Annotated in this window: 22 protein-coding genes and 4 tRNA genes; 6 read left to right on the forward strand and 20 right to left on the reverse strand. The window is 62.0% G+C overall.

Annotation, left to right across the window (positions count from 1 at the left end; genetic code table 11):
• Window positions 1–76 precede the first annotated feature (76 nt).
• The 5 genes from ACVOLO_RS06250 to ACVOLO_RS06270 are packed head-to-tail and all read left to right on the forward strand — an operon-like array spanning window position 77 to window position 4,168.
• Window positions 77–364, forward strand: coding sequence for a DUF4190 domain-containing protein (locus tag ACVOLO_RS06250; protein WP_481569394.1), 288 nt, complete (start codon window positions 77–79; stop codon window positions 362–364).
• Between the two features lie 7 nt (window positions 365–371).
• Window positions 372–1,142, forward strand: coding sequence for a class I SAM-dependent methyltransferase (locus tag ACVOLO_RS06255; protein ID WP_481569395.1), 771 nt, complete (start codon window positions 372–374; stop codon window positions 1,140–1,142).
• A gap of 4 nt (window positions 1,143–1,146) precedes the next feature.
• Window positions 1,147–2,202: a quinone-dependent dihydroorotate dehydrogenase gene (locus ACVOLO_RS06260; RefSeq protein ID WP_481569396.1), complete on the forward strand. Its 1,056-nt coding sequence runs from the start codon at window positions 1,147–1,149 to the stop codon at window positions 2,200–2,202.
• A complete protein-coding gene (gene murB, locus ACVOLO_RS06265; protein ID WP_481569397.1) occupies window positions 2,199–3,245 on the forward strand; it encodes a UDP-N-acetylmuramate dehydrogenase in 1,047 nt (348 codons plus the stop codon). The genes ACVOLO_RS06260 and murB overlap by 4 nt, the downstream gene beginning before the upstream one ends.
• The gene (locus ACVOLO_RS06270; RefSeq protein ID WP_481569398.1) at window positions 3,239–4,168 is read left to right on the forward strand and encodes a DMT family transporter; all 930 of its coding nucleotides are present in this window, start codon (window positions 3,239–3,241) and stop codon (window positions 4,166–4,168) included. Before murB ends, ACVOLO_RS06270 begins: the two co-directional genes overlap by 7 nt.
• Before the next feature lie 176 nt (window positions 4,169–4,344).
• On the opposite strand, the gene ACVOLO_RS06275 is transcribed toward ACVOLO_RS06270, so the two are convergent.
• Window positions 4,345–4,611, reverse strand: coding sequence for a putative hemolysin (locus ACVOLO_RS06275; RefSeq protein ID WP_481569399.1), 267 nt, complete (start codon window positions 4,609–4,611; stop codon window positions 4,345–4,347).
• Between the two features lie 484 nt (window positions 4,612–5,095).
• On the opposite strand from ACVOLO_RS06275, the gene ACVOLO_RS06280 reads away from it, so the two are divergent.
• The gene (locus ACVOLO_RS06280; protein WP_481569400.1) at window positions 5,096–5,353 is read left to right on the forward strand and encodes a hypothetical protein; all 258 of its coding nucleotides are present in this window, start codon (window positions 5,096–5,098) and stop codon (window positions 5,351–5,353) included.
• Window positions 5,354–6,740: 1,387 nt separating this feature from the next.
• Here the strand turns inward: ACVOLO_RS06280 and ACVOLO_RS06285 are convergent.
• The 19 genes from ACVOLO_RS06285 to kdsB all read right to left on the reverse strand — a co-directional run bounded on the left by ACVOLO_RS06285 (window position 6,741) and on the right by kdsB (window position 22,495).
• Window positions 6,741–7,478 (reverse strand): N-acetylmuramoyl-L-alanine amidase family protein, encoded by a 738-nt coding sequence (locus ACVOLO_RS06285; RefSeq protein ID WP_481569401.1) that lies wholly within the window; start codon window positions 7,476–7,478, stop codon window positions 6,741–6,743.
• Window positions 7,479–7,736: 258 nt separating this feature from the next.
• On the reverse strand, window positions 7,737–8,270 hold the full coding sequence (locus tag ACVOLO_RS06290) for a hypothetical protein (RefSeq protein WP_481569402.1): 534 nt from the start codon (window positions 8,268–8,270) through the stop codon (window positions 7,737–7,739).
• Window positions 8,271–8,689: 419 nt separating this feature from the next.
• Window positions 8,690–8,766: transfer RNA gene (locus tag ACVOLO_RS06295), tRNA-Pro, on the reverse strand.
• Between the two features lie 62 nt (window positions 8,767–8,828).
• Window positions 8,829–9,185, reverse strand: a complete 357-nt coding sequence (locus ACVOLO_RS06300) for a MerR family transcriptional regulator (protein ID WP_481569403.1) — start codon at window positions 9,183–9,185, stop codon at window positions 8,829–8,831.
• Window positions 9,166–9,465 (reverse strand): integration host factor subunit alpha, encoded by a 300-nt coding sequence (locus tag ACVOLO_RS06305; protein ID WP_232147785.1) that lies wholly within the window; start codon window positions 9,463–9,465, stop codon window positions 9,166–9,168. The genes ACVOLO_RS06300 and ACVOLO_RS06305 overlap by 20 nt, the downstream gene beginning before the upstream one ends.
• Before the next feature lie 21 nt (window positions 9,466–9,486).
• Window positions 9,487–11,868, reverse strand: coding sequence for a phenylalanine--tRNA ligase subunit beta (gene pheT, locus ACVOLO_RS06310; protein WP_481569404.1), 2,382 nt, complete (start codon window positions 11,866–11,868; stop codon window positions 9,487–9,489).
• Window positions 11,869–11,991: 123 nt separating this feature from the next.
• Window positions 11,992–12,987, reverse strand: a complete 996-nt coding sequence (gene pheS / locus ACVOLO_RS06315) for a phenylalanine--tRNA ligase subunit alpha (protein ID WP_481569405.1) — start codon at window positions 12,985–12,987, stop codon at window positions 11,992–11,994.
• 201 nt (window positions 12,988–13,188) lie between these two features.
• The gene (gene rplT, locus ACVOLO_RS06320; RefSeq protein ID WP_054657697.1) at window positions 13,189–13,548 is read right to left on the reverse strand and encodes a 50S ribosomal protein L20; all 360 of its coding nucleotides are present in this window, start codon (window positions 13,546–13,548) and stop codon (window positions 13,189–13,191) included.
• 10 nt (window positions 13,549–13,558) lie between these two features.
• Entirely contained in the window at window positions 13,559–13,756 is a 198-nt protein-coding gene (gene rpmI / locus ACVOLO_RS06325) for a 50S ribosomal protein L35 (RefSeq protein ID WP_002811096.1), read from the reverse strand.
• Between the two features lie 281 nt (window positions 13,757–14,037).
• Entirely contained in the window at window positions 14,038–14,577 is a 540-nt protein-coding gene (gene infC / locus ACVOLO_RS06330) for a translation initiation factor IF-3 (RefSeq protein ID WP_172448083.1), read from the reverse strand.
• A gap of 49 nt (window positions 14,578–14,626) precedes the next feature.
• Entirely contained in the window at window positions 14,627–16,531 is a 1,905-nt protein-coding gene (gene thrS / locus ACVOLO_RS06335) for a threonine--tRNA ligase (RefSeq protein WP_481569406.1), read from the reverse strand.
• A 304-nt stretch (window positions 16,532–16,835) separates the two neighbouring features.
• Window positions 16,836–16,909, reverse strand: a tRNA-Cys gene (locus ACVOLO_RS06340).
• Window positions 16,910–16,984: 75 nt separating this feature from the next.
• Window positions 16,985–17,060: transfer RNA gene (locus ACVOLO_RS06345), tRNA-Gly, on the reverse strand.
• A gap of 179 nt (window positions 17,061–17,239) precedes the next feature.
• Window positions 17,240–17,315, reverse strand: a tRNA-Gly gene (locus ACVOLO_RS06350).
• A 48-nt stretch (window positions 17,316–17,363) separates the two neighbouring features.
• A complete protein-coding gene (gene pgsA, locus ACVOLO_RS06355; protein WP_481569407.1) occupies window positions 17,364–17,978 on the reverse strand; it encodes a CDP-diacylglycerol--glycerol-3-phosphate 3-phosphatidyltransferase in 615 nt (204 codons plus the stop codon).
• A gap of 8 nt (window positions 17,979–17,986) precedes the next feature.
• On the reverse strand, window positions 17,987–19,834 hold the full coding sequence (gene uvrC / locus ACVOLO_RS06360) for an excinuclease ABC subunit UvrC (protein ID WP_481569408.1): 1,848 nt from the start codon (window positions 19,832–19,834) through the stop codon (window positions 17,987–17,989).
• Window positions 19,831–21,246, reverse strand: a complete 1,416-nt coding sequence (locus ACVOLO_RS06365) for a hypothetical protein (protein ID WP_481569409.1) — start codon at window positions 21,244–21,246, stop codon at window positions 19,831–19,833. The genes uvrC and ACVOLO_RS06365 overlap by 4 nt, the downstream gene beginning before the upstream one ends.
• A 23-nt stretch (window positions 21,247–21,269) precedes the next feature.
• Complete coding sequence (locus ACVOLO_RS06370; RefSeq protein WP_481569410.1) at window positions 21,270–21,731, reverse strand: low molecular weight protein-tyrosine-phosphatase; 462 nt, start codon at window positions 21,729–21,731, stop codon at window positions 21,270–21,272.
• On the reverse strand, window positions 21,728–22,495 hold the full coding sequence (kdsB, locus tag ACVOLO_RS06375; protein ID WP_481569453.1) for a 3-deoxy-manno-octulosonate cytidylyltransferase: 768 nt from the start codon (window positions 22,493–22,495) through the stop codon (window positions 21,728–21,730). The genes ACVOLO_RS06370 and kdsB overlap by 4 nt, the downstream gene beginning before the upstream one ends.
• Window positions 22,496–22,559: the final 64 nt, after the last annotated feature.

Below are 22,559 nucleotides of genomic sequence, written 5' to 3' on the forward strand. Positions count from 1 at the left end.
TCCCGCATACGCGGGGGCTTTTTTGAGACGGACGGGATGCCCCGTCCGTCTCCATATCTGAAATGGAGGTTCACCGATGAGCATTCCCGCTCCGCGTCAGACCAGCACCTACGCCGTGATCAGCCTCGTCGGCGGCATCCTTGGCTGGACCCTGTTGCCGTTCCTGGGCAGCATTGGCGCCATTATTTTTGGCCACCTGGCGCGCGGCGAGATCCGTCGCAGCAGCGGCCAACTTGACGGTGACGGCCTGGCGATTGCCGGGTTGATCCTGGGCTGGCTGTCCGTGGCGATGTGGATCATCGGCATTCTGTTTTTCATTCTGTTCTTCGGTGGCCTGGCCTGGATTGCAGCCTTGAATTCGTGAGGTCCGCATGAGCCGCCCTGATTCGACCGAACGCTTCAGCAGCCGCGTGGCGGACTACGTCCGCTACCGCCCGGGTTATCCGCCGGCACTGCTGACGTGGTTGCATCACGACATCGGCGTCCCCGGCCAGGCCTTGGTAGCCGACATCGGCGCGGGTACGGGCATCTCCAGCGAGCTGTTCCTGGGCGCCGGTCATCCGCTGGTTGCCGTGGAGCCCAATGGCCCCATGCGCGATGCCGCAGCCCATTGGCTTGGCAGCCGCTATCCGCAGTTCAGGGTGGTCGACGGCACCGCCGAAGCCACCACACTGGCAGACAACAGCGTTGGCCTGGTTGCCGCAGCACAGGCCTTCCATTGGTTCGACACCGACGCGGTGCGCCACGAATGGGTCCGCATTCTGCAACCCGGCGGCATGGCCCTGGTGTTCTGGAATTCCCGCCTGCTGGATACCTCACCCTTCCTTCTGGGCTACGAGCGCTTGCTGCTCGATTACGGCACCGACTACACCGAGGTCGCCGAGCGTTACCAGAGTGATGACGAAATGCGTGCCTGGTTCGGCGACGGCCTGCGCGGCATCGCGCGCTTCCCGAACGTGCAGCACCTGGATCTGGAAAGCCTGCGCGGCCGTCTGTTGTCCTCCTCGTATGCGCCGCAAGCCGGGCATCCGCGTCACCTTCCCATGCTGGCCGCACTGCAGCAGTTGTTCGATACCTGCGCCGTCAACGGCCAGGTCGCCTTCGAGTACCAAACCCGCGCCTTCATCGGCACGTTGAACTGAGCTTATGTATTCCATTGCCCGCCCCTTCCTGTTTGCCTTCGACGCCGAACGCGCGCATGGCCTGGCGCTGTCCGCGCTGGACCTGGCCTGGCGCACCGGCACCTCGCCGCTGATCGCAAGCCGCGCCAAGCCGCTGCCGACTACCGTCTATGGCTTGAATTTCCCCAACCCCGTTGGCCTGGCCGCTGGCCTGGACAAGAACGGGGAGCACATCGAAGCGCTGTTCGCACTGGGCTTTGGCTTCGTTGAAATCGGCACCATCACCCCGCGCCCGCAGGAGGGGAACCCAAAGCCGCGTCTGTTCCGGCTGCCCGGGCATGGCGCCATCATCAACCGCATGGGCTTCAACAACCTGGGCGTGGATGTGCTGGTGAAAAACGTCGAGCGCGTGCGCAACCGCCCGGGCCCGCTTGGCATCAACATCGGCAAGAACAAGGACACCGCCAATGAGGATGCGCTGTCCGACTACCTGATCTGCATGGAAAAGGTTTATCCGTTGGCCGACTACATCACGGTCAATATTTCCTCGCCCAACACCGCCGGCCTGCGCGAGCTGCAGGAAGAACAGGCGCTGCGGCACCTCATCACCGGGCTGCGTGATGCACAGGAACGCCTGGCCAGCCAGCACGGCCGTCGTGTGCCGATGCTGGTCAAGGTGGCGCCTGACCTGAGCGACCGCGATATCGATGCCGCTGCCCGGGTCCTGGGCGAACTCAGCGTCGATGGCGTCATCGCCACCAACACCACCATTGGCCGCCCGTCGGTTGAGACCGATCCACTGGCCAAGGAAACAGGCGGTTTGTCCGGCAAGCCTCTGCTGGGGCAGTCCACCCTGGTGCTGCGTCGCCTGCGCGCGCGCCTGCCCGAGTCGGTGCCGTTGATCGGCGTGGGTGGCATCAGTTCCGGTGCCGACGCCGTGGCCAAAATGGCCGCCGGCGCATCATTGGTGCAGTGCTACAGCGGCCTGATCTTCCAGGGCGCCGGCCTTATCGGCGATTGCGTCGATGCAATCCGCCGCCGCCGCGAATCCCCTTCGGGAGGCGCTGTCGCACCGCTATGACGACCACTTCCCCCACCTGGTCGCTCCTCGAAAACGCTTCGCTGCAGCACCTCAATACCTTCCACGTCACCGCGCATGCTCCCCGCCTGCTGCAGGTGAACGACCCGGCAGCGCTTCCCGAAGTGCTGGCCACCATTGTCGGCAACGGCCCGCTGCTGGTACTGGGCAGCGGCAGCAACGTACTGCTCGCCGCCGACCCCGAGGGCACGGTGCTGACGTTCGCCAACGGCGACATCACCATCCTCGAACACCGTGCCGATCACGCCATCGTGCGCGCCGGCGCCGGCGTCATCTGGCATGAGCTGGTTGTCTGGTCCCTGGGCGAAGGCCTGTCAGGGCTGGAAAACCTGGCCCTGATCCCCGGCTCCGTGGGCGCCGCGCCCATCCAGAACATCGGCGCCTATGGCGCACAGGTGGGCGACTTCATCCAGACCGTCGAAGCCTGGGACAGCCAGGACCAGCAATGGGTACGGCTGGATCAGGAAGCCTGCCAGTTCGGTTACCGCGACAGCCTGTTCAAGCAGGAAGCCGACCGCTACCTGATCACCGCCGTCGAGTTCCGCCTGCCACTGCTGCACGAACTGCGCTTGGGCTACACCGGCATCAGCGACGAGCTCAAGGCCATGGGCATCGACTTGCCGGTCGCCGCCGACGTCGCCAATGCGGTCATCGCCATTCGCCGCCGCAAGCTGCCCGATCCCGATGTACTGGGCAACGCCGGCAGCTTCTTCAAGAACCCGGTGCTGCCGCTCGAACAGGTCGAAGTGCTGCTGCAGCGCTTCCCCGAGCTGCCGGTGTTTCCCGGCACCCACGACGGCAACCGCAAGATCTCCGCTGCCTGGATGATCGAAGCCTGTGGCTGGAAGGGCCAGCGTGACGGCGATGCCGGCATCTCGCCCAACCACGCGCTGGTATTGGTCAACCACGGTACGGCCAGCGGCGCCGAACTGCTGGCCTTTGCCCGCCGCGTCTCGGCCTCGGTGCTGGAGACGTTCGGCGTGCCCATCGAACCGGAGCCACGGCTGATCGGCGCGCAATGGTGAGTACCGGCGCAGCAGCTCGCCCCATCCCTGCTCCGTTGCGGGCGGCGATGCTGATGTTCGCCAGCGCGATGGCGTTCGGCCTGATGGCCATCGCCATCCGTTACGCCACCGGGCATGTGCCGACGCAGGAAGTCGCGTTCTTCCGCAACGCATTCGGCCTGCTGGCATTGCTGCCATTCCTGCTTCGCCCAGGCCACGGCTCCTTGCGTACCCAGCAGTTGCCCCGCTACTTCCTGCGCAGCGCCATTGGCCTGGCGTCGATGCTCTGCGGCTTCTGGGCCATCGGCCACCTGCCGCTGTCGCAGGCCATCTCGCTGTCGTACTCCACGCCGCTGTTCGTCACCATTGCCGCAGTGCTGTGGCTGGGCGAGAAGGTCCGCATCCGCCGCTGGGCCGCGGTGATCGCTGGCTTCATCGGCGTGCTGGTGATCGTGCGCCCGGGCGTCGAGGGCTTCCACGCCGGCAGCCTGGTTGCGGTGGCCGCCGCCATGCTCAGCGCGCTGGTCGCCATCCAGATCAAACAGCTCACCCGCATCGACGGCCCCGACACGGTGGTGTTCTACACCTATGTGTTCTGGGTGCCACTGTCACTGGTGCCGGCCCTGTTCGTGTGGGTCTGGCCATCGATGACCGGCTGGTTGTGGCTGCTGGCCACCGGCGTGCTGGGCACGGTAGGCCAGCTGTTCTGGACGCGCGCCCTGAAACTTGGCGAAGTATCCGCGCTGACCCCGATCAGCTTCACCCAGCTGCCACTGGTGGTGACGCTGGGCTGGCTGTTGTTCGACGAGGTACTCGACCGCTGGACCGTGCTGGGCGCGCTGATCATTCTCGGTTCCAATGCCTACATTGCCCATCGCGAAGCGGTACTGGCCCGCCGGGCAGCCACTCAGTCACCCACTGCCGCCGCCAAACCCGGCGAATAAGCCGGGCATTGCGCCAGAGCAAGCCGAGTACCCGCTTGCACGCTGACAGTGCCCTGCCCGGTACCGCAGTCAACACTGCCGGGCAACCCTCCAGCGCATCAAGCCGACACACTGCCCCTCACTGCGTGCCCATGCACGCAGGTGATGCACCGCTGAACCGAAGCCAGCCCCAGCATTCAACTCGCCGGCTTCGGATTGTCGCGACGGAACAGTTCCCACTCCTCAACCTTCGACCCGTCGGGCAGATGGCAGATCCCGATCTCGCCGCCGTCCTTGTCCTTGACGATCTCCAGCTTCCCACCCTTGGTGGCGACGCAATGCTCCGAAGCAGGGTTGGCCGTGCCAATCCGCTGAGGGCCAGCCTCAACGCTCGCGTCCTTGGCAGCACAGCCGGCCAGAACCCCGGAAGCAACGACAACAGCACCGCATACCCACGACTTCATGCTCGATCTCTTGAATGCCTGGCATGCAGGCGACAGCCGCGACGCTAGCAGAGACCAAATCGCATAGCCGTGAAACACCAACGGCCCGCGCAATGAAGCGCAAGCCCTTGTTCGTACTGCAGAAATGGGCCAGAACGGCCGGATTCGAACCGACGACCCTCGGCTCCATTGACCCTACCAGGGCCAGCCAATTGGGATCATCAGGAAATGAGGAACAGGACAGCGCCCCAAGGGACCACGGCAAGTATTAGCGCGTCCTTGGGGTACATAAAGGCAAGGCACAGTGCGCTGCTTCATACCGCTTCCACCGCGCAGCCGCAGCTTTGATTCTGACCACACAGGCGAGCAGGCCCACTGAAATGACCGCGTGCTCGCCTCCTGCCAAAGCTCTGCCCGGGCTCCCGCCCTGACCTCAATATCTGCATGCCGCCAATAATTGTGCTTTGATTCAACTCCCCCACCCAAACCAAGTGAGGAGTTCCACATGCGCAACACATGGATTAGATTTGTAGGAACGATTGGATTTTTGGGAGTTGCCGGTGCTGCCGTTGCAGCTGTCACTCCCATCGCGGCCAGTGGTGTCGGGATGACATATGGTGAGGCTTACAACGACGCATTCACGCAAGCACAAGACAGGTGCACGGTGATGGGCGGAACCGTTACCCAGTTTGAAGAGTCCAGTTCCGGAAAAGTCGCTGGACAATGGGTTTTCAACGGACTGGCATTGTGTGAAACCCCCTGATCACTTGACGTAGAAATCGCCGAAGTCGAACACATCGACTTCGGCGAACTCAACGCATTCCAAATGTGTACAGCGCACCGGCAGATATCTCGAACATCCCCGATTCAACCGAAGCCCGATTCATTGATGCCCTGCAGCCTTCTGCGGCCTGCCTGACTCTGCGCAGAACTTGGACACAAGCGGCGATGCGATTGGACATGACGAATACCAGCCCGCATTACATCTGCACGCATGGACCTTGTTGGGTGGCGACAACATGCGGACAACCTGCATCCAGGCAGATTCAAACTCACTTCGATGATCCAGCAGATGGCGACCGACGATCGAACACATTGAAGATGCGGAACCCGTCGCGGTAATCCTTCAACCAAGCCAGAGGGCATGCATCTCGATGGCTGCCCTCGGATTGGCCAGGGAACATCTGGAAACCGGGCGTCGTATGCATATAAGGCCGCAACAGGCCGCACAACGAAAAAGGGCCTGCGCAATGAAGCGCAAGCCCTTTTTCGTACTGCAGTAATTGGTCGGGACGGCCGGATTCGAACCGACGACCCTCGGCCCCAGACAGCAGCACTGATCGAGCCAACCCATTGGAATCACTAAAGAATCAGGGGTAATCGCGGCATGCGAAACAAGCTACAACAGGCCTATGAACATCTATGGGTTACGCGCCAATAGGATGCAACTTATGCCCCCAGCCCAACGAGCTCTATTACTCCGCCCAGCAGCAGGTCAATTGCAAGCACCATGTTCAGACCATCGATCGGCAGACGGCCCCTGGCAGCACGAGTAAGACGTCGAGGCCGGGGAGCTGTCCCTTCCGCCAAGCCTCTGCTACTGACGCGGACGACCTAGAGTTTCCTGAACAACCTCCCAGTTAATAGAGCCGATTCAACAGTTAAACCGGCCTCACTTAACAGTTATGGCCGACGGTCTCCGTTCACCAGTTCCTCCTGATAAGCCGCCCCACCGTCGCCACTCCGTACCTTAACGGATGGGTTAACGCCAGTAAGCCCGGTCGGGGAGCCAAGTTTTTCGAGTAGCGCAAGCAACGCCTCAAATCCGTCAGCATCTTTCGGTTCGTTGGCGGTTTCCTAAAGCCGGAGGTAGGCGATATCAGCAACAGTGCTTGACATGGATTGCAGCTCAATTTGCGAGTGAATGAAGACCAGTATCCTACTCGCCCGCCTCCTCGTACCACGTCGCCTTGATCAGGCCGTCGCCGGCCCGAAGCCGTAGCCGGCTTGCGGTTGCCCTGGCCCGAGCCCGCTGCCGCCAACTGCCGTTACTGTGCCCCAGCTGCCGGGCCTACCCGTCCAACTCAGCCGCCCGAGCCCTTGCCCAGGCGGCATTCGTCGGATGCGACACCTTTAGGAGAATTACTAAGTCAGCTACTCGCAGTACAGCTATAGGTGTACTCGACTTCGGGGGTTTTGATTCCGCTTGCATCGGTGAGCCAAGCTGCGTACTTGAACGTTCCAGCATTGGTCGTAGGGCCTGTGCAGACGAACGTTATTTTGATTGAGGACTCTTGTTTTGAGCTATACGCTTTGTAGTTTGGACTGCAACTCCAGCCTTCTGAGCAAGTAATATTGCGAGTTTGGAGCGTCACAGGAAAATGTGGATTTCCTTCAAAATGCACCAACATGTCCATCGGCGAGCCCGTGGTGGCTGAAAAGGACGGGATACTGGTAATGCGAAAATCCTTGCAATCAACACCTGCGTGATAGTCGCTGACGCCGCGCTCTATTCCTTTCACAGCGGCGTTGCGGAAGTCATCATCGTGGAGGGCTTGAGCATCCTGGAGATTTGTGTGAAATCCTAATTCAACGATTACGGCGGGCATAGTTGCAAGCCGGGTTTCTCCCTTATCCGATTGATGCGGAGTAGAGCTTATGCTCCATGATTCGAATCCCGGAGTGCTACGAATAGTCCGCCTCACACTGCATAAAATACTAGCAGCAAGTTTGTAGTCGGCGCCCATTCGCCCCGTCTGGACGTATGCACGGGTACCTCGAGTACTTGCATTATCATCTCCATCGATGTGAAGGTGTACTGCGTAATCAGCACCAATGTAATTAGCATAGAGAGGACGACTGCGGATATCCTCGTCGCGTTCGCGCAAATTATGCGTGGCGTTTGGAAGTTAATGCCAGACATCAGTTTGCGCAGGCAATATCGACTCCAAATAGTAACGCGAGCCCGCCTTCCACCATTGCTCCCCGCTAGGAGTATGGATCGTTGACTCGTTGGTACGTGCTTTTTTAATCGTAATACCTTGTCCACTCAGCCGGGTCGCAAGATCACGAGCAAAGTACGGAGTAATGAAATCTTCCGCGATGCCGTTGGATGGGTCGCATTGAGCCCTCCAGTCGTTGTATTGCTAGTGGAAATAGAGGCCATGCTCGCCTGCGAGAGAAACTATCGCTGGCGTGGTGGTAGATATGCCCGATACGCTCTTGGGTGGCTGAAACACCGGAACATCATCTGGCAGGATATCGAATATATTACGACCGCTATATCGAAATTCGACAGCGTCGACTGAAATCTCATCACGCAACGTTTCGCGCACAATTACGTCGAGCTTATCCTGCTGGTCCGCTAGTTCAGAGCCGGTATGCGCTGGTATTGCCCTGGCTCCCATCTCAATGACAATTGTGTATCGGCGAGGTATAAGCTTGGTTCTTATATCGAAGCCTGTCTGGCCGTCAATTAGTTCGAATTTTGCCGCGGCCTCGGCAAGTACTCCATCCAGCATTCTTTCTATTTCAGCTCGCTCACTTTTGCTCAAGCCTTCGATTGGCTTGCCGCTGGCGTGAACGATATCGGATGGTGCAGCAATGGCGGCAGCCATTGGAAGACAGAAGCCTTGACTGATCAACGTAATCAGCAGGGCAGATCGATAGATTTTTCGCATAGACAAGTCCTTATGTAAAATACCCCCCTTTCACCCTCCCAGCGATTTGATGCTATGTCTGGCTTAGTTAAGGCGTCGTGACACACTAGGTGCTCGAATCAGGGAACAGCGCAATTGATCCCGAACGCATTCCGAATGTGGCGTGCCCACTCAATGGCACCTGTGCGGGACATATCGACAACCACCAGACCATGCCGCCGCAGTTCATCGGCAATACGACGGTCGAACACATTGAAGATGCGGAACCCGTCGCGGCAATCCTTCAACCAAGCCAGGGGCAGGCCCCTTGATGGCTGCCCACGGATTGGCCCGGGAACATCTGGAAACCGGGGATCGTATGCATATAAGACGGCAACAGGCCGCACAACGAAAAAGGGCCTGCGCAATGAAGCGCAAGCCCTTGTTCGTACTGCAGTAATTGGTCGGGACGGCCGGATTCGAACCGACGACCCTCTGCCCCCCAGGCAGATGCGCTACCAGGCTGCGCTACGCCCCGAACGTTTACTGCTTCGCCTTGCGGCGAGCCGGCAATTATACCGGCTTTGAATCAAAAATGGATCAGCGACGCAGCAATTGCAGCACTTCTTCCAGTTCCATCCGCACTTGCTTGATGATCTGGTTGCTCAGTGCCGATTCCTGCTTGGCGCCATCGCCTTCAAGCCGAAGCCGCGCACCGCCGATGGTGTAGCCCTGTTCGTACAGCAGCCCGCGGATCTGCCGCACCATCAGCACATCATGCCGCTGGTAGTAACGACGGTTGCCACGGCGCTTGGCCGGCTCAAGGCTGGGAAACTCGGTTTCCCAATAGCGCAGTACATGCGGCTTGACGTCGCACAACTCACTGACCTCACCAATGGTGAAGTAGCGCTTGGCCGGAATCGGCGGAAGTTCGCGGTTACTGCCCGGATCCAGCATATGCCTCTACCCTTTCCTTGAGCTTCTGGCCCGGACGGAAGGTCACCACCGTGCGGGCGGAAATCGGAATTTCCTCGCCGGTCTTGGGGTTGCGGCCAGGGCGCTGGTTCTTGCGCCGCAGGTCGAAATTGCCAAAACCGGACAGCTTTACCTGACGCCCCTGTTGCAATGCATCGCGCAGCACATCGAAGAACGCGTCGACAAACTCCTTGGCCTCACGCTTGTTCAGACCGACTTCGTCGAACAGACGATCCGCCATCTCCGCCTTTGTCAATGCCATGCCAGCTCCCTGTGTCCTGCCTCAGCCACGGATCTTCGCGCCGTGCCCGCGATCAATTGCAGCGACCACTTCAGCCACTACGGGCTCGATGTCGCGATCCGTGAGAGTGCGCGTTTTGTCCTGCAGAATCAAGCCCATAGCCAAGCTCTTGAAACTCGGTTCCACGCCTTGGCCGACGTAACGATCAAACAGCACCACCTCGCGAAGCAACTCGCCACCGGCCTGGCGAATGGTCCCGGCCAGGTCGGCCCAGCTGACTGATTCAGCAACGGCCACCGCCAGGTCGCGCCGCACGCCCGGGAACCGCGACAGCTCGCTCGAACGCGGCAGGGTGCGCGCCACCAGCGGCGCCAGATCCAGCTCGAAACCGAGCACATCCACGTCGATTTCCATTGCCTTGGCGAGCCGTGGATGCAGCTGGCCGATCCAGCCGATGCACTGCCCGTCACGCCAGATGTCGGCCGAACGCGCCGGATGGGCGTAGGCGCGCTGTGACGCACGGAACTCCAACACCGCGCCCGAAGCGGCAGCCAACGATTCCAGGTCACCCTTCAGATCGTGGAAGTCCACTTTGCGGGCCTTCTCCCCCCACTGCAGTGCAGCGGCATCACCGCACACGGTAGCTGCAATCCGTACCGTTTCGCGCGGCGCAGGCTTGCCCTCGCCGGCCTGCGCTGCGAACACGCGGCCAATCTCGAACAAGCGCACGCGCCCAGCCTGACGTGCCACGTTGCGGCCCAGGGTTGCAACCAAACCCGGCAACAGCATCGGGCGCATCACCGCCAGCTCGGCCGACAGTGGATTTGCCAGTGGCACAAGCCCTTCGTCCTGGCGCCATTGTGCAAGCAGCTGCGCATCGACAAAGGCGAAGTTGATTGTTTCCAGCATGTCGCGCGCAACCAGTTGACGGCGCACGGACAGCTGATCCAGACGCGTCTCGCTCGGCATGGCGATGCGCGCGGCACCACCGGGCAGCGTGGTCGGAATCTGCTCGTAGCCGTGGATGCGGGCCAGCTCTTCGATCAGGTCTTCTTCGATGGCGATATCGAAACGACTGCTTGGGCCGGTCACCGTCCAACCGTCAGCGACGGCTTCAACCTTCATCCCAAGTGCGCGCAGGATGCGCTCGACTTCGGCGTCTTCGATCTGGATACCCAGCACACGCAGGATGCGGGCGCGGCGCAGGTGAATGCGGGCGGCGAGCGGCAGGTCAGCCTCACGCACGGCTTCAGTGACCGGCGCCGGTGTGCCGCCAGCCAGGTCCAGCACCAACTTGGTTGCGTATTCGATGGCGATGCGCGGCAACTGCGGGTCCACACCACGCTCGAAACGGTGGCCGGCATCGGTGTGCAGGCCCAGCTTGCGGCCACGGCCCATGATCGCGGCGGGTGCAAAGTGCGCAGCCTCCAGGAACACCTTGGTGGTCGCATCGGTGACGCGGGTATCGAAGCCGCCCATCAGGCCGGCCAGGCCAACCGGACGGTCGGCATCGGTCACCACCAGGAAGCTGTCGTCCAGCGCGGCGTCGCGGCCATCCAGTAGCTTGAGCGTTTCACCGGCGCGCGAACGGCGCACGGCAATCGATCCCTTCAGCGTTTCCAGATCGTAGGCGTGCATTGGCTGCCCGATTTCCAGCATCACGTACTGGGTGATGTCCACCAACAGCGACACTGGGCGCACGCCGCTGCGACGCAGGCGCTCGGCCATCCACAGCGGCGTGGACGCGGCGGCATTGACGCCTTCGATCACTCGCCCCAGGTAACGCGGCGCTTCCGCACCCGCGTCGAGCTGGATGGCCAGTTCGCGCGTACCGACGGCCGGCACGGCGTCAGCGGCAAACGGCTTTACTTCGCTGCGAGTAGCTGCAGCCACGTCGAAGGCGATACCACGCACGCTGAAGCAGTCTGCGCGGTTCGGGGTGAGTTTGATCTCGATGCTTGCATCTGGAAGGCCGAGGTAATCGACCAGGGCAGTCCCGACCGGCGCATCGTCAGGCAGCTCCAGCAGGCCGGAGGCGTCGCTGTCCAGGCCCAGCTCCTTGGCCGAACACAGCATGCCGTTGGATTCCACGCCGCGCAGCTTGGCCGGCTTGATCTTCAACTCGCCAATCTGCGCACCCACCATCGCCAGTGGCGCGACCAGGCCCGGGCGAGCGTTCGGCGCGCCGCAGACGATCTGCAGCAGTTCGGCCTGGCCCGCGTCGACCTTGCAGATCTGCAAGCGATCAGCTTCCGGATGGCGCTCGGCTTCAACGATGCGCGCCACCACCACGTTGTCCAGGCCAGCGCCCAGCGCAGTGACTTCCTCGACCTCCAGGCCGATGGCGGTCAACACGGCAATGAGTTCATCACGCGAAGCGGTGGTCGGTACGTGACTGCGCAGCCAGCTTTCAGAGAATTTCATGTCTTTACCTTGGGGGGAGGCGCGCCTCCCGTTGCGGTTTCTTGTTGATACCCAGCGCGTTGCGCCCGGGGTTGATCAACGTTCAAAAGCTGCCGAGCATGGCCCGGCACTACGGTGCTTCGATCAGGCGAACTGCTTGAGAAAGCGAACGTCGTTCTCGAAGAACGCGCGCAGGTCGTTGACGCCGTAACGCAGCATCGCGAAGCGCTCCACACCCAGGCCGAAGGCGAAGCCGGTGTAGCGCTCCGGGTCGATGCCGACCGATTTCAACACGTTCGGGTGGACCATGCCGCAGCCCAGCACTTCCAGCCAGCGGGTGCTGCCATCAGGCTGCTGCCAGGCGATGTCCACTTCCGCACCCGGCTCCACGAACGGGAAATAACTCGGGCGGAAACGCATTTCGAAATCGCGCTCGAAGAAGGCACGCACGAACTCGGACAAGGTGCCCTTGAGGTCAGCGAAGGTCGAGTGCTCGTCCACCAGCAGGCCTTCAACCTGATGGAACATCGGCGAGTGGGTCTGGTCGCTGTCGCTGCGGTACACCTTACCGGCCGCGATCATGCGCAGCGGCGGCTTGTGGTCGCCCATGTAACGCACCTGCACACCAGAGGTATGCGTGCGCAGCAGGCGGCCGTCGCCGAAGTAGAAGGTGTCGTGCATGGCGCGCGCCGGGTGGTGCGGCGGGAAGTTCAGCGCCTCGAAGTTGTGCCAGTCGTCTTCGACTTCCGGGCCCTCGGACAGCTCGTAACCCAAGCGGCCGAAGATCTCGGTGATGCGCTCCAGCGTGCGCGTGACCGGGTGCAGGCCGCCACGTTCACCATCACGGCCCGGCAGGGTGACATCGATGCTTTCAGAGGCCAGACGCGCATCCAGCGCGGCATTTTCCAGCAGCGCCTTGCGCTCACCCAAGGCCGAGGACACCGCGTCGCGGGCGATGTTGATCGCCTCGCCCGCCGCCTTGCGCTCCTCAGCCGGCAATGCGCCAAGCTGCTTGAGCTGGGCAGTGATACTGCCACTCTTGCCCAACAGTGAAACGCGCAGGTTCTCAAGCGCTTCCGGGCTCTGCGCCGCGGCCACATCGGCCAGCGCCTGCGCGGTCAGGGATTGGATGTCACTCATGGGATCGACGAAACCTCTGGCCGGCATGCCTACGCGGTATGCGCCGGGCCGACCCCCGCCGCCACCAATGCCTGATCGCCGCGCAGCCCCAGGGCAGCGGCAACCAATACAAAAAATAATGGGGAAGGACTTGCGCCCTTCCCCATGCATTGTCTCACCACAGCCGCTGCGCGTGAACGCTACAACTGCTGCAGAAAGTACTTATGCCGCCAGTGCGCCCTTGGCCTTTTCTGCCAGAGCGGCAAAACCGGCTGCGTCGTGCACGGCGATATCAGCCAGAACCTTACGATCCAGGGTGATACCAGCCTTCAGCAGGCCGTTCATGAAACGGCTGTAGCTCAGGCCGTTGATGCGGGCAGCCGCATTGATGCGGGTGATCCACAGCGAACGGAAATTGCGCTTCTTCTGCTTACGGCCAATGTAGGCGTACTGCTGTGCCTTGATGACTGCCTGCTTGGCAACGCGGAAGACCTTGCGACGGGCGTTGTAATAGCCCTTTGCCAGATCCAATACTTTCTTGTGGCGGCGGCGCGCCTGCACACCACGCTTTACTCGTGCCATGGTTCAGTCCTCAGAGGTAGGGAAGCATACGGTCCAGACGGCCTGCGTCTTCTGCGCGGACGTGATTCGTCTGACGCAGGTTACGCTTCCGCTTGGTCGCCTTCTTGGTGAGGATGTGGCTACGGTTGGCGTGGCCGCACTTGTACTTGCCGGAGGCGGTCTTGCGGAAACGCTTGGCCGCCGCCCGGTTGGTCTTGATCTTGGGCATTGCTATGTCCTTGATGGTCTCTTTACTGACTGGGCGGTGGGCTGACCCACGCTTTCCATCCTTGCCCTTGTCTGTCAAAAGCCCGCGCTCCCACTGGAGGCAGGCAGGTCCTAGGGTGAAGCAAACAACAAACCCGGCGAACCGGGCCGCCCATTATGCCTTGCACGCCAGTCACTTGCAAACTGCAGGCGGACTGATGCCAGGACAGCTGAACAGGCATGCAAACAGGGAGAGCCAAGGCCCTCCCTGTTCAGCAAAACGATGACCCGAGGGCCAGCGGCTTACTTCTTCTTTGGCGCGATCATCATGACCATCTGCCGGCCTTCCAGGCGCGGACGGGACTCGATCACGATGTCCTCGCCCAGATCCGCCTCGATCCGGTTGGCCATTTCACGACCCAGTTCCTGGTGGCTCATTTCACGGCCACGGAAGCGGATGTTGACCTTGATCTTGTCGCCATCTTCCAGAAAACCGCGCATCTTGCGCAGCTTGATCTGGTAGTCGCCCTCGTCCGTGACCGGACGGAACTTGACTTCCTTGATCTCGACCTGCTTGGTCTTCTTCTTGGCCTCGTTGGCCTTCTTCTGCGCTTCGAACTTGAACTTGCCGAAGTCCATGATCTTGCATACAGGCGGGTCGGCCTGCGGCTGGATCTCGACCAGGTCGAGGCCTTCATCCTCGGCCATCGACAGCGCTTCGTCGCGCGACAACACGCCAATCATTTCTCCGTCACTGCCGATCACGCGGACGCGCGGCACCCGGATTTCCTGATTTTTGCGGTTCTGTTTGTTGTCAGGGGTACTGATATTGCAATCTCCCAGTGGAATCGAACCGGCCCCGACGGATATCCGCTGGGGCCGGGGCTCTAGCTTACTGCTTCAATTCGGCCTGCAGCCGCTCGACGAACGCCTGGACCGGCATTGAGCCCAGATCTTCGCCCGACAGCGTACGCACTGCCACGGCGCCATTGTCCCTCTCGCGGTCGCCCACGACCAGCAGATACGGCACCCGCTGCAGGGTATGCTCGCGAATCTTATAGCCGATCTTTTCGTTGCGCAAATCGGCCTCTACCCGGAAGCCTTGATTCGCAAGGGTTTTGCGAACCTGTTCAACGTACTCGGCCTGCGCGTCGGTGATGTTGGCCACCACCACCTGAACAGGCGCCAGCCAGGCCGGGAACTGGCCGGCGTGGTGCTCGATCAGGATGCCCAGGAAACGCTCCATCGAGCCGACGATGGCCCGGTGCAGCATGACCGGATGCTTCTTCTGGCTGTTTTCATCCACATACTCGGCGCCAAGGCGGCCGGGCATCATGAAATCGACCTGCATGGTGCCCAACTGCCAGGTACGACCGATCGCATCCTTCAGGTGGTACTCGATCTTCGGGCCGTAGAAAGCCCCCTCGCCCGGCAGTTCCTGCCATTCCACGCCGCAGCTGGTCAGCGCAGAGCGCAACGCACCTTCTGCCTTGTCCCAGGTGGAATCATCACCCAGGCGCGATTCCGGACGCAGCGCGATCTTGATCTGAATCTCTTCAAAACCAAAGTGCTGGTACACCGCCAGCGCCTGCTGGTGGAATGCCGTCACTTCCGATTCGATCTGCGCTTCGGTGCAGAACACGTGGCCGTCGTCCTGCGTGAAGCCACGCACGCGCAGGATGCCGTGCAGCGCGCCGGACGGTTCGTTGCGATGGCAAGAACCAAACTCGCCATAGCGGATGGGCAGGTCGCGATAGCTGTGCAGGCCTTGATTGAAGACCTGGACGTGGCCCGGGCAGTTCATCGGCTTGACCGCGTACGTGCGCTTCTCCGACTCGGTGAAGAACATGTTGTCCTGGTAATTGTCCCAGTGGCCGGACTGCTTCCACAGGCTCACATCCAGAATCTGCGGGCAGCGCACTTCGCCGTAACCGCTGTCGCGATAGACCTTGCGCATGTACTGTTCGACGACCTGCCAGATCGACCAGCCCTTCGGGTGCCAGAACACCAGGCCGGGCGCCTCTTCCTGCAGATGGAACAGATCCTGCTGCTTGCCGATGCGGCGGTGATCGCGCATCTCGGCTTCCTCGATGCGCTTGATATAGGCCTCGAGCTGCTTTTTGTCGGCCCAGGCCGTGCCATAAACGCGCTGCAACTGCTCGTTCTTGGCGTCGCCGCGCCAGTACGCACCGGAGATGCGCGTCAGCTTGAAAGACTTCAGGAAGCGTGTGTTCGGCACGTGCGGGCCGCGACACATGTCCACGTATTCCTGGTGGTAGTACATGCCCATCGCAGTGATGTCGTCGGACATGTCTTCGATCAGGCGCAGCTTGTAGTCCTCGCCACGGGCCTTGAAGATTTCAACCACTTCCGCGCGCGGCGTCATCTTCTTGATGACGTCGTAGTCCTGCGCAATCAGCTCGCCCATGCGCTTTTCGATCGCGGCCATGTCATCAGGCGTGAACGGACGCTCGGAGTAGATGTCGTAGTAGAAACCCTCGGCGATCACCGGGCCGATGACCATCTTGGCATCCGGATACAACTGTTTGACCGCATGCCCAACCAGGTGCGCGCACGAGTGGCGGATGATCTCGACGCCCTCCTCGTCCTTGGCGGTAATGATGCGCAGCGACGCATCACGATCGATCACGTCGCTGGCATCAACCTGCACGCCATCCACGACGCCGGCGATGGTGGCCTTGGCCAGCCCCGCACCAATGGATTGAGCCACGTCCATGACGCTGACCGGATTTTCAAATTGACGGACGCTGCCGTCCGGGAGAGTGATGTTGATCATGGGAATTCACCAGAAACCATTGCCGCTTTGGGCATGGCAGGAAAGAACATCGGGACAATAAAAAAGCGCCACAACGGCGCCTGTACAGGGCTGTGGCGGGATATCAGCAGTGGGAAATGGTAGTGCTCATGTCACACACTCGACCGGCGCTTCGCGCGGGCCACCTGTCAGTAGAGGGCTGGCTGGATTCTAACGCAATCGGCAAGCAATGACCGCCCGCCGGCCAGACGTTCTGACCAGCACCCCACGACCTGCGCGGCAAAAAACAGGCAAAAGAAAAGCCCTGATTTCTCAGGGCTTCAAATGGAGGCCTGGGTCGGAATCGAACCGGCGTACGCGGATTTGCAATCCGCTGCATAACCACTCTGCTACCAGGCCAAACTTTGAAAACTGACTACCAGAAATGCTTTTCCGATATGAAAAAACCCCGTTTTACGGGGCCTTTTCAGAATTTGGAGCGGGAAACGAGACTCGAACTCGCGACCTCAACCTTGGCAAGGTTGCGCTCTACCAACTGAGCTATTCCCGCTTGGGATGCGGCGCATTCTACAGACTCATGAAGCAACGCGCCAGCATTTTTAACAATTTTCTTCACATCACCCGGAAGCTGCTTCCAGCTCCCCTGGCGGATCATCCGAAGCCAACCCGGACAAACCAGCCAACCGCCGTTCCAGGACGCCATGAATACCGGCGGCCTCTGAATTGAATTGGAGCGGGAAACGAGACTCGAACTCGCGACCTCAACCTTGGCAAGGTTGCGCTCTACCAACTGAGCTATTCCCGCTTGGGAGGCGAAATTCTACAGGCAATCGGCTACCTGTCAACAGCCCTTTCAACTTTTTCTGGCACGTTCGCGCGCGGCCTTTTCTTCTTCGCGCAGGCTTGGCCATGCAGCCACCATGTACTGCACACCGGAGATCAACGTCAGCAATGCGGCGATGGCCAACATCCAGTCACCGATGTGGAAAATCGGCGCACCCAACCAGATGGCGGTGAAGGGAATCTTGGGCGAGACCGAGTACAGCAGACACAGCAAGGCCACCATTTGTGCCGTGGTCTTGACCTTGCCAATCATCGCCACGCGCACCTTCGCCCGCTGGCCGATTTCGGCCATCCATTCGCGCAGCGCTGACACGGCAATTTCACGCCCCACGATCACCGCCGCCCAGAACGCCATCCACGGCGTGGGATGCCCCTGCACGATCAGGAACAGCGCCACGGCAACCATCAGCTTGTCCGCGACCGGGTCCAGAAACGCGCCGAATGCCGAATGCTGTTCATAGCGCCGCGCCACCCAGCCATCCAGCCAATCGGTGATCGCCGCCAGGCCGAAGATTGCCGCTGATGCGAAGTTGGTCCAGGCATAGGGCAGGTAAAACACCACCACCAGGACCGGAATCATCACGATCCGCAACAACGTCAGCCAGGTGGGAATAGTCAATTTCATTGAACGCATTACTCCGCTGCCGAATCGGGCACCGACAGACCATGAAGGTTAGCGTAGATGCGCGCGGCCAGGGCGTCATTGATCCCTTCCACCTTGGCAATCTCGGCCTCTCCGGCGGCTTTCAGCCCCGCCATGCCGCCAAAGTGCTTGAGCAGGCTCGCGCGCCGGCGCGGGCCAATACCGGAAATATCCTCCAGCCGGCTCGTCATGCGCGCCTTCTGCCGCCGCCCACGATGGCCGGTGATGGCAAACCGATGCGCTTCATCACGCACCTGCTGGATGAACTGCAGTGCCGGTGATGCCGCGCCAGGCCGCAGCTCACGCCCATCCGGCAACACCAAAGCTTCGTGTCCAGCGCGGCGCTCCACGCCCTTGGCCACACCCACCAGCATCACGCCTTCCACGCCCAGGTCAGCCAGCGCTGCCTGCGCCTGCGCCAACTGGCCCGCGCCGCCATCGATCAACAGCACCTCGGGCAGTACGCCACTTTCTTCCACTGCACGCCGGAAACGCCGATCAATCGCTTGGCGCATGGCCGCGTAGTCGTCGCCCGGTTCGATACCGCTGATGTTGTAACGCCGATATTGTCCGCGCACCGGCCCGGCCGCATCAAACACCACGCAGGAGGCTACGGTGGCCTCGCCCATGGTGTGGCTGATGTCGAAACATTCCACGCGCTTGACCGGCTCAGGCAGGCCCAGCAAATCGCGCAACGCCTCGCTGCGCGCGTGCTGTGCGCCCTGGCTGTCCATCTCCGCAACCAGCGTGATCTGCGCGTTGCGACTGGCCAGCTCGACGTACCCCGCGCGCTCGCCCCGCACGTTCCACTTCAGCGCCACCCGGCGCTCGGCCGCGGCACTCAAGGCGGCCTCGATCATTTCCGCATCGGGGATCTGCCGGTCCAGCAACACCTCCGGCGGCGGCGCGTGCTCAACGTAGTACTGCGACACAAAGGCCGCCAACACTTCTTCGGCACTGTCTTCGCCATTGGTCCGCGGAAAGAACGCGCGTGTCCCCAGATTGCGACCATCGCGGAACGCCAACAGCATCACGCAGGCGCTGCCGCCCCGCGTCGCACAGGCCAGCACATCCAGATCGGCGGCACGCCCGTCCACGTACTGGCGGTTCTGCATGCTGCGCAGCGAGGCAACAAGATCCCGCAGGCGCGCCGCACGCTCGAACTCCAGCGCGTCACTGGCCAACTGCATCGACGCCATCAGTTCACCTGCCAACTGGTCGCTCTTGCCTTCCAGGAACATCGACGCACGCCGCACGGATTCGTCGTACTCGGCCTGCTCCACCAACGCCACGCACGGCGCGCTGCAGCGACCGATCTGGTACTGCAGGCACGGCCGTGAGCGATTGCGGAACACACTGTCCTCACAACTGCGCAGCTTGAACAACTTGTGCATCAGGTTCAGGGTTTCGCGCACCGCACTCACGCCCGGATACGGCCCGAAGTAGCGGCCAGGAATGGCACGCGGCCCACGGTGCAATGCGATCCGTGGCCACTGCTCACGGGTCAGCAATACCTGCGGATAGGTTTTGTCATCGCGCAACGAGACGTTGTAGCGCGGCGCAAGCGACTTGATCAGCTGGTTTTCCAGCAACAGCGCTTCGGCCTCGGTGCGGGTGACGGTCACATCCATCCGCGCCACCTGCGACAACATCATCATGATGCGGGTGCTTTTGGGCGAACCGTTGAAGTAGCTACCCACGCGCTTGCGCAGCGCACCTGCCTTGCCGACATACAGCAGGGTGTCGTCAGCGGCGTACATCCGGTAGACACCTGGCGCCGTGCTCAGTGCCGCAGCGAATGCCTTGCCATCAAATGCAGGGGATACTTCTTCGTTCATCCTTCAATCGGCACATCGACCAGCTCGCCGCTGAGCGGATCAAACCGCAGCACGGCATGCGCATCGGTTTCAGCAATCCAGATGGCACCTGCGGCCACCGACAAGGCACTGGGGCCGTGCAGGCGACGTGGCAGGTTGACGGTGGAGAGATCACCGCCGCCCAAGCGCAGCGTGCGCAGCGAGCCATTGCCCGCATCGGCAATCCACAGCATTGGCGAATCCGGGCCCATGGCGATGGCCAGCGGGTACTGCAGGCGTGCATGCAGGCGCGGGCCATCGACATTGCCCGACTCCCACGGCCCCTGCCCGACCAGGGTCTGCACCAGATCACCGCGTAGCTGCACCGAGCGGATTGCCGACCCCAGCGAATCGCAGACATACAACGTCTGCTGCACCGCCACCAGGCTTGTCGGCTGCGCGAATGCTGCCAGGTGCCCACTGCCATCACGCACTTCCACCGGACCTGCACCGGAGCGCCAACGCAGCTCGCGGCTGCCAAGGTCGTAACTCCAGATATGGTTGTCGCCGGCCATGGCGATCAAGATCTGGTTGTCCGCCACCGCCACATCAACCGGGTGGTTAAGCGCGCTATCCCAGGGCTGATTCAACACACCCGCCCGGGGATCACCCGCGCGGCCGTTGCCACAGAGCGTATCCACCTGCCCGCTCTGCAGATGGATGCGGCGCAGCGCATGGTTGCCGGTGTCGGCGACATACAGAACGTCACGTGCCAGCACCAGCCCCTGCGGCCGATTGAAAGCAGCCTCACCGAGACCGCCATTCACCAGGTCCGCGCTCCCCAGGCCAAACTGCCGCAGCACACGGCCGGCGTGATTGCACTCAAGAATGCGGTGATGGCCGGTATCCGCGACGTACAGGCGCTCGGGGGTGACCACCAGACCGCCGGGAAACGACAGCGGCAGGCGCGGCTCGGCGTTGATCTCCCGGCTACCAGAATCGGCTTCGTCCAGCGGGCGTTGCTGGCCTTCACAGAGCCCGTTGAGCGCACGCTCCAGATCACCGGCTGCCCCCACCAGGCGCTCCCGCTCGACGCCCTGCGCGTCCAGCAGGACCAGTGTCGGCCACGACTGGACGTCGAACTGCCGCCAGCCATCCCATTGCGCATCAAGCATGATCGGCGCGCTCACGCCCTGACGGCGCAATAACTTCAGCGCCTGCTGCGGCTCACGTTCAAACTCAAAGCGCGGCACCTGCATCACGACCAGATGCAGACGACCGGGGTTGCGCGCCTGCCAACGCGTCACCTCAGCGACACGCTGCATGCTCCAGATCGAAGCGCCGTTGACGAAGGCCAGCACCACCGGGCGGCCGCGCAACGCCTGCAGGGTTGTGGGCGCGGCGTTGAGCCAGATACCGGACTTGGGCAGTTCCATCACGCGTTTTTCGTTCATGTCGGGATTATGCCGCAGTGGGCTCAGGGGAACAGACGCTGCACGGTGGCACGCGCCGCGGCGTCCACCAGCGCCCAGCTGCGCTCGAAGTCCGCCTCGTCACCGTAATAGGGATCGGGGATCACCGCACTGCCACTGACACCTGCCCACGGCAGCCACAAGGCTGCCCGGTCGCGGGCCTGGGCGGGGGCGAGTTTAAGGGCTTCGCTCAGGTTGTCGTGGTCGGCGCAGAAGATATGGTCGAAATGCAGGAAATCATCGGCAACCAGGGCGCGCCCGCGCAGCCCGGAGATATCCACCCCATGCCCCGCCGCGCAGGCCACCGCACGCCGATCCGGCGGCGCCCCCACATGCCAACCGGAAGTCCCGGCCGAATCCACCTGAACCCGGCCGGCCAGACCTGCTTCCGCCAAGCGTGCCCGCAACGCCCCTTCGCCCATCGGTGAGCGGCAGATGTTGCCCAGGCAGATCACCAGCAACTTCATTGCAATCCTCTCCGCATCAAGGCCTCGGCCCGCTCGAGATCTTCGGGCGTGTCGATGCCCGGGGGGAACGGCGCCGGTGACAGCGCCACGGCGATGCGATGGCCCGCCTCCAGCACCCGCAGCTGTTCCAGCGATTCGACCTGCTCCAGCATGCCCGGCGGCATGGCCGCGAACTGCTGCAGGAACCCGGCCCGATACCCATAGATGCCGATATGCCGCAGCCAGTGGCTGGCCGGGAGCGTGTCGCGCGAGTGCGCGAACGCATCGCGATGCCAGGGAATCGGCGCGCGGCTGAAGTACAGGGCATCGCCGTGCACGTTGCGCACCAGCTTGACCACATTCGGGTCGAACAGCGTTTGCGCGTCCTCCACCGGCGTGGCCAGCGTCGACATCGGCGCGCCACTGTCGGCCAGCACACCGGCAACGGCACGAATGCCATCGGCCGGCGCAAACGGCTCGTCACCCTGCAGATTCACCACGATCACATCGTCGGCCCAACCGGCCTGGCGGGCACATTCGGCCAGGCGGTCGGTCCCCGAGGCGTGCGCAGGGTCGGTCATCGCCACGTGGATACCCTCCAGCCCGGCAACCGCATCGGCGATACGCGCATCGTCGGTCGCCACCCAGACTTCACCGGCGCCCGCCGCCAGGGCGCGGCGCGCCACATGCAACACCATCGGCTCGCCAGCCAGCAAGGCCAAGGGCTTGCCCGGAAGCCGCGTGGACGCATACCGGGCCGGAATGGCCACGACAAACTCGGGGATCACACTCATCTCAACTCCTTCCAGCAACGACCGTGCCGCTGCTCAATCAAGCCCCCGCAGGAGG

Source organism: Stenotrophomonas sp. STEN056 (genome assembly GCF_056759635.1).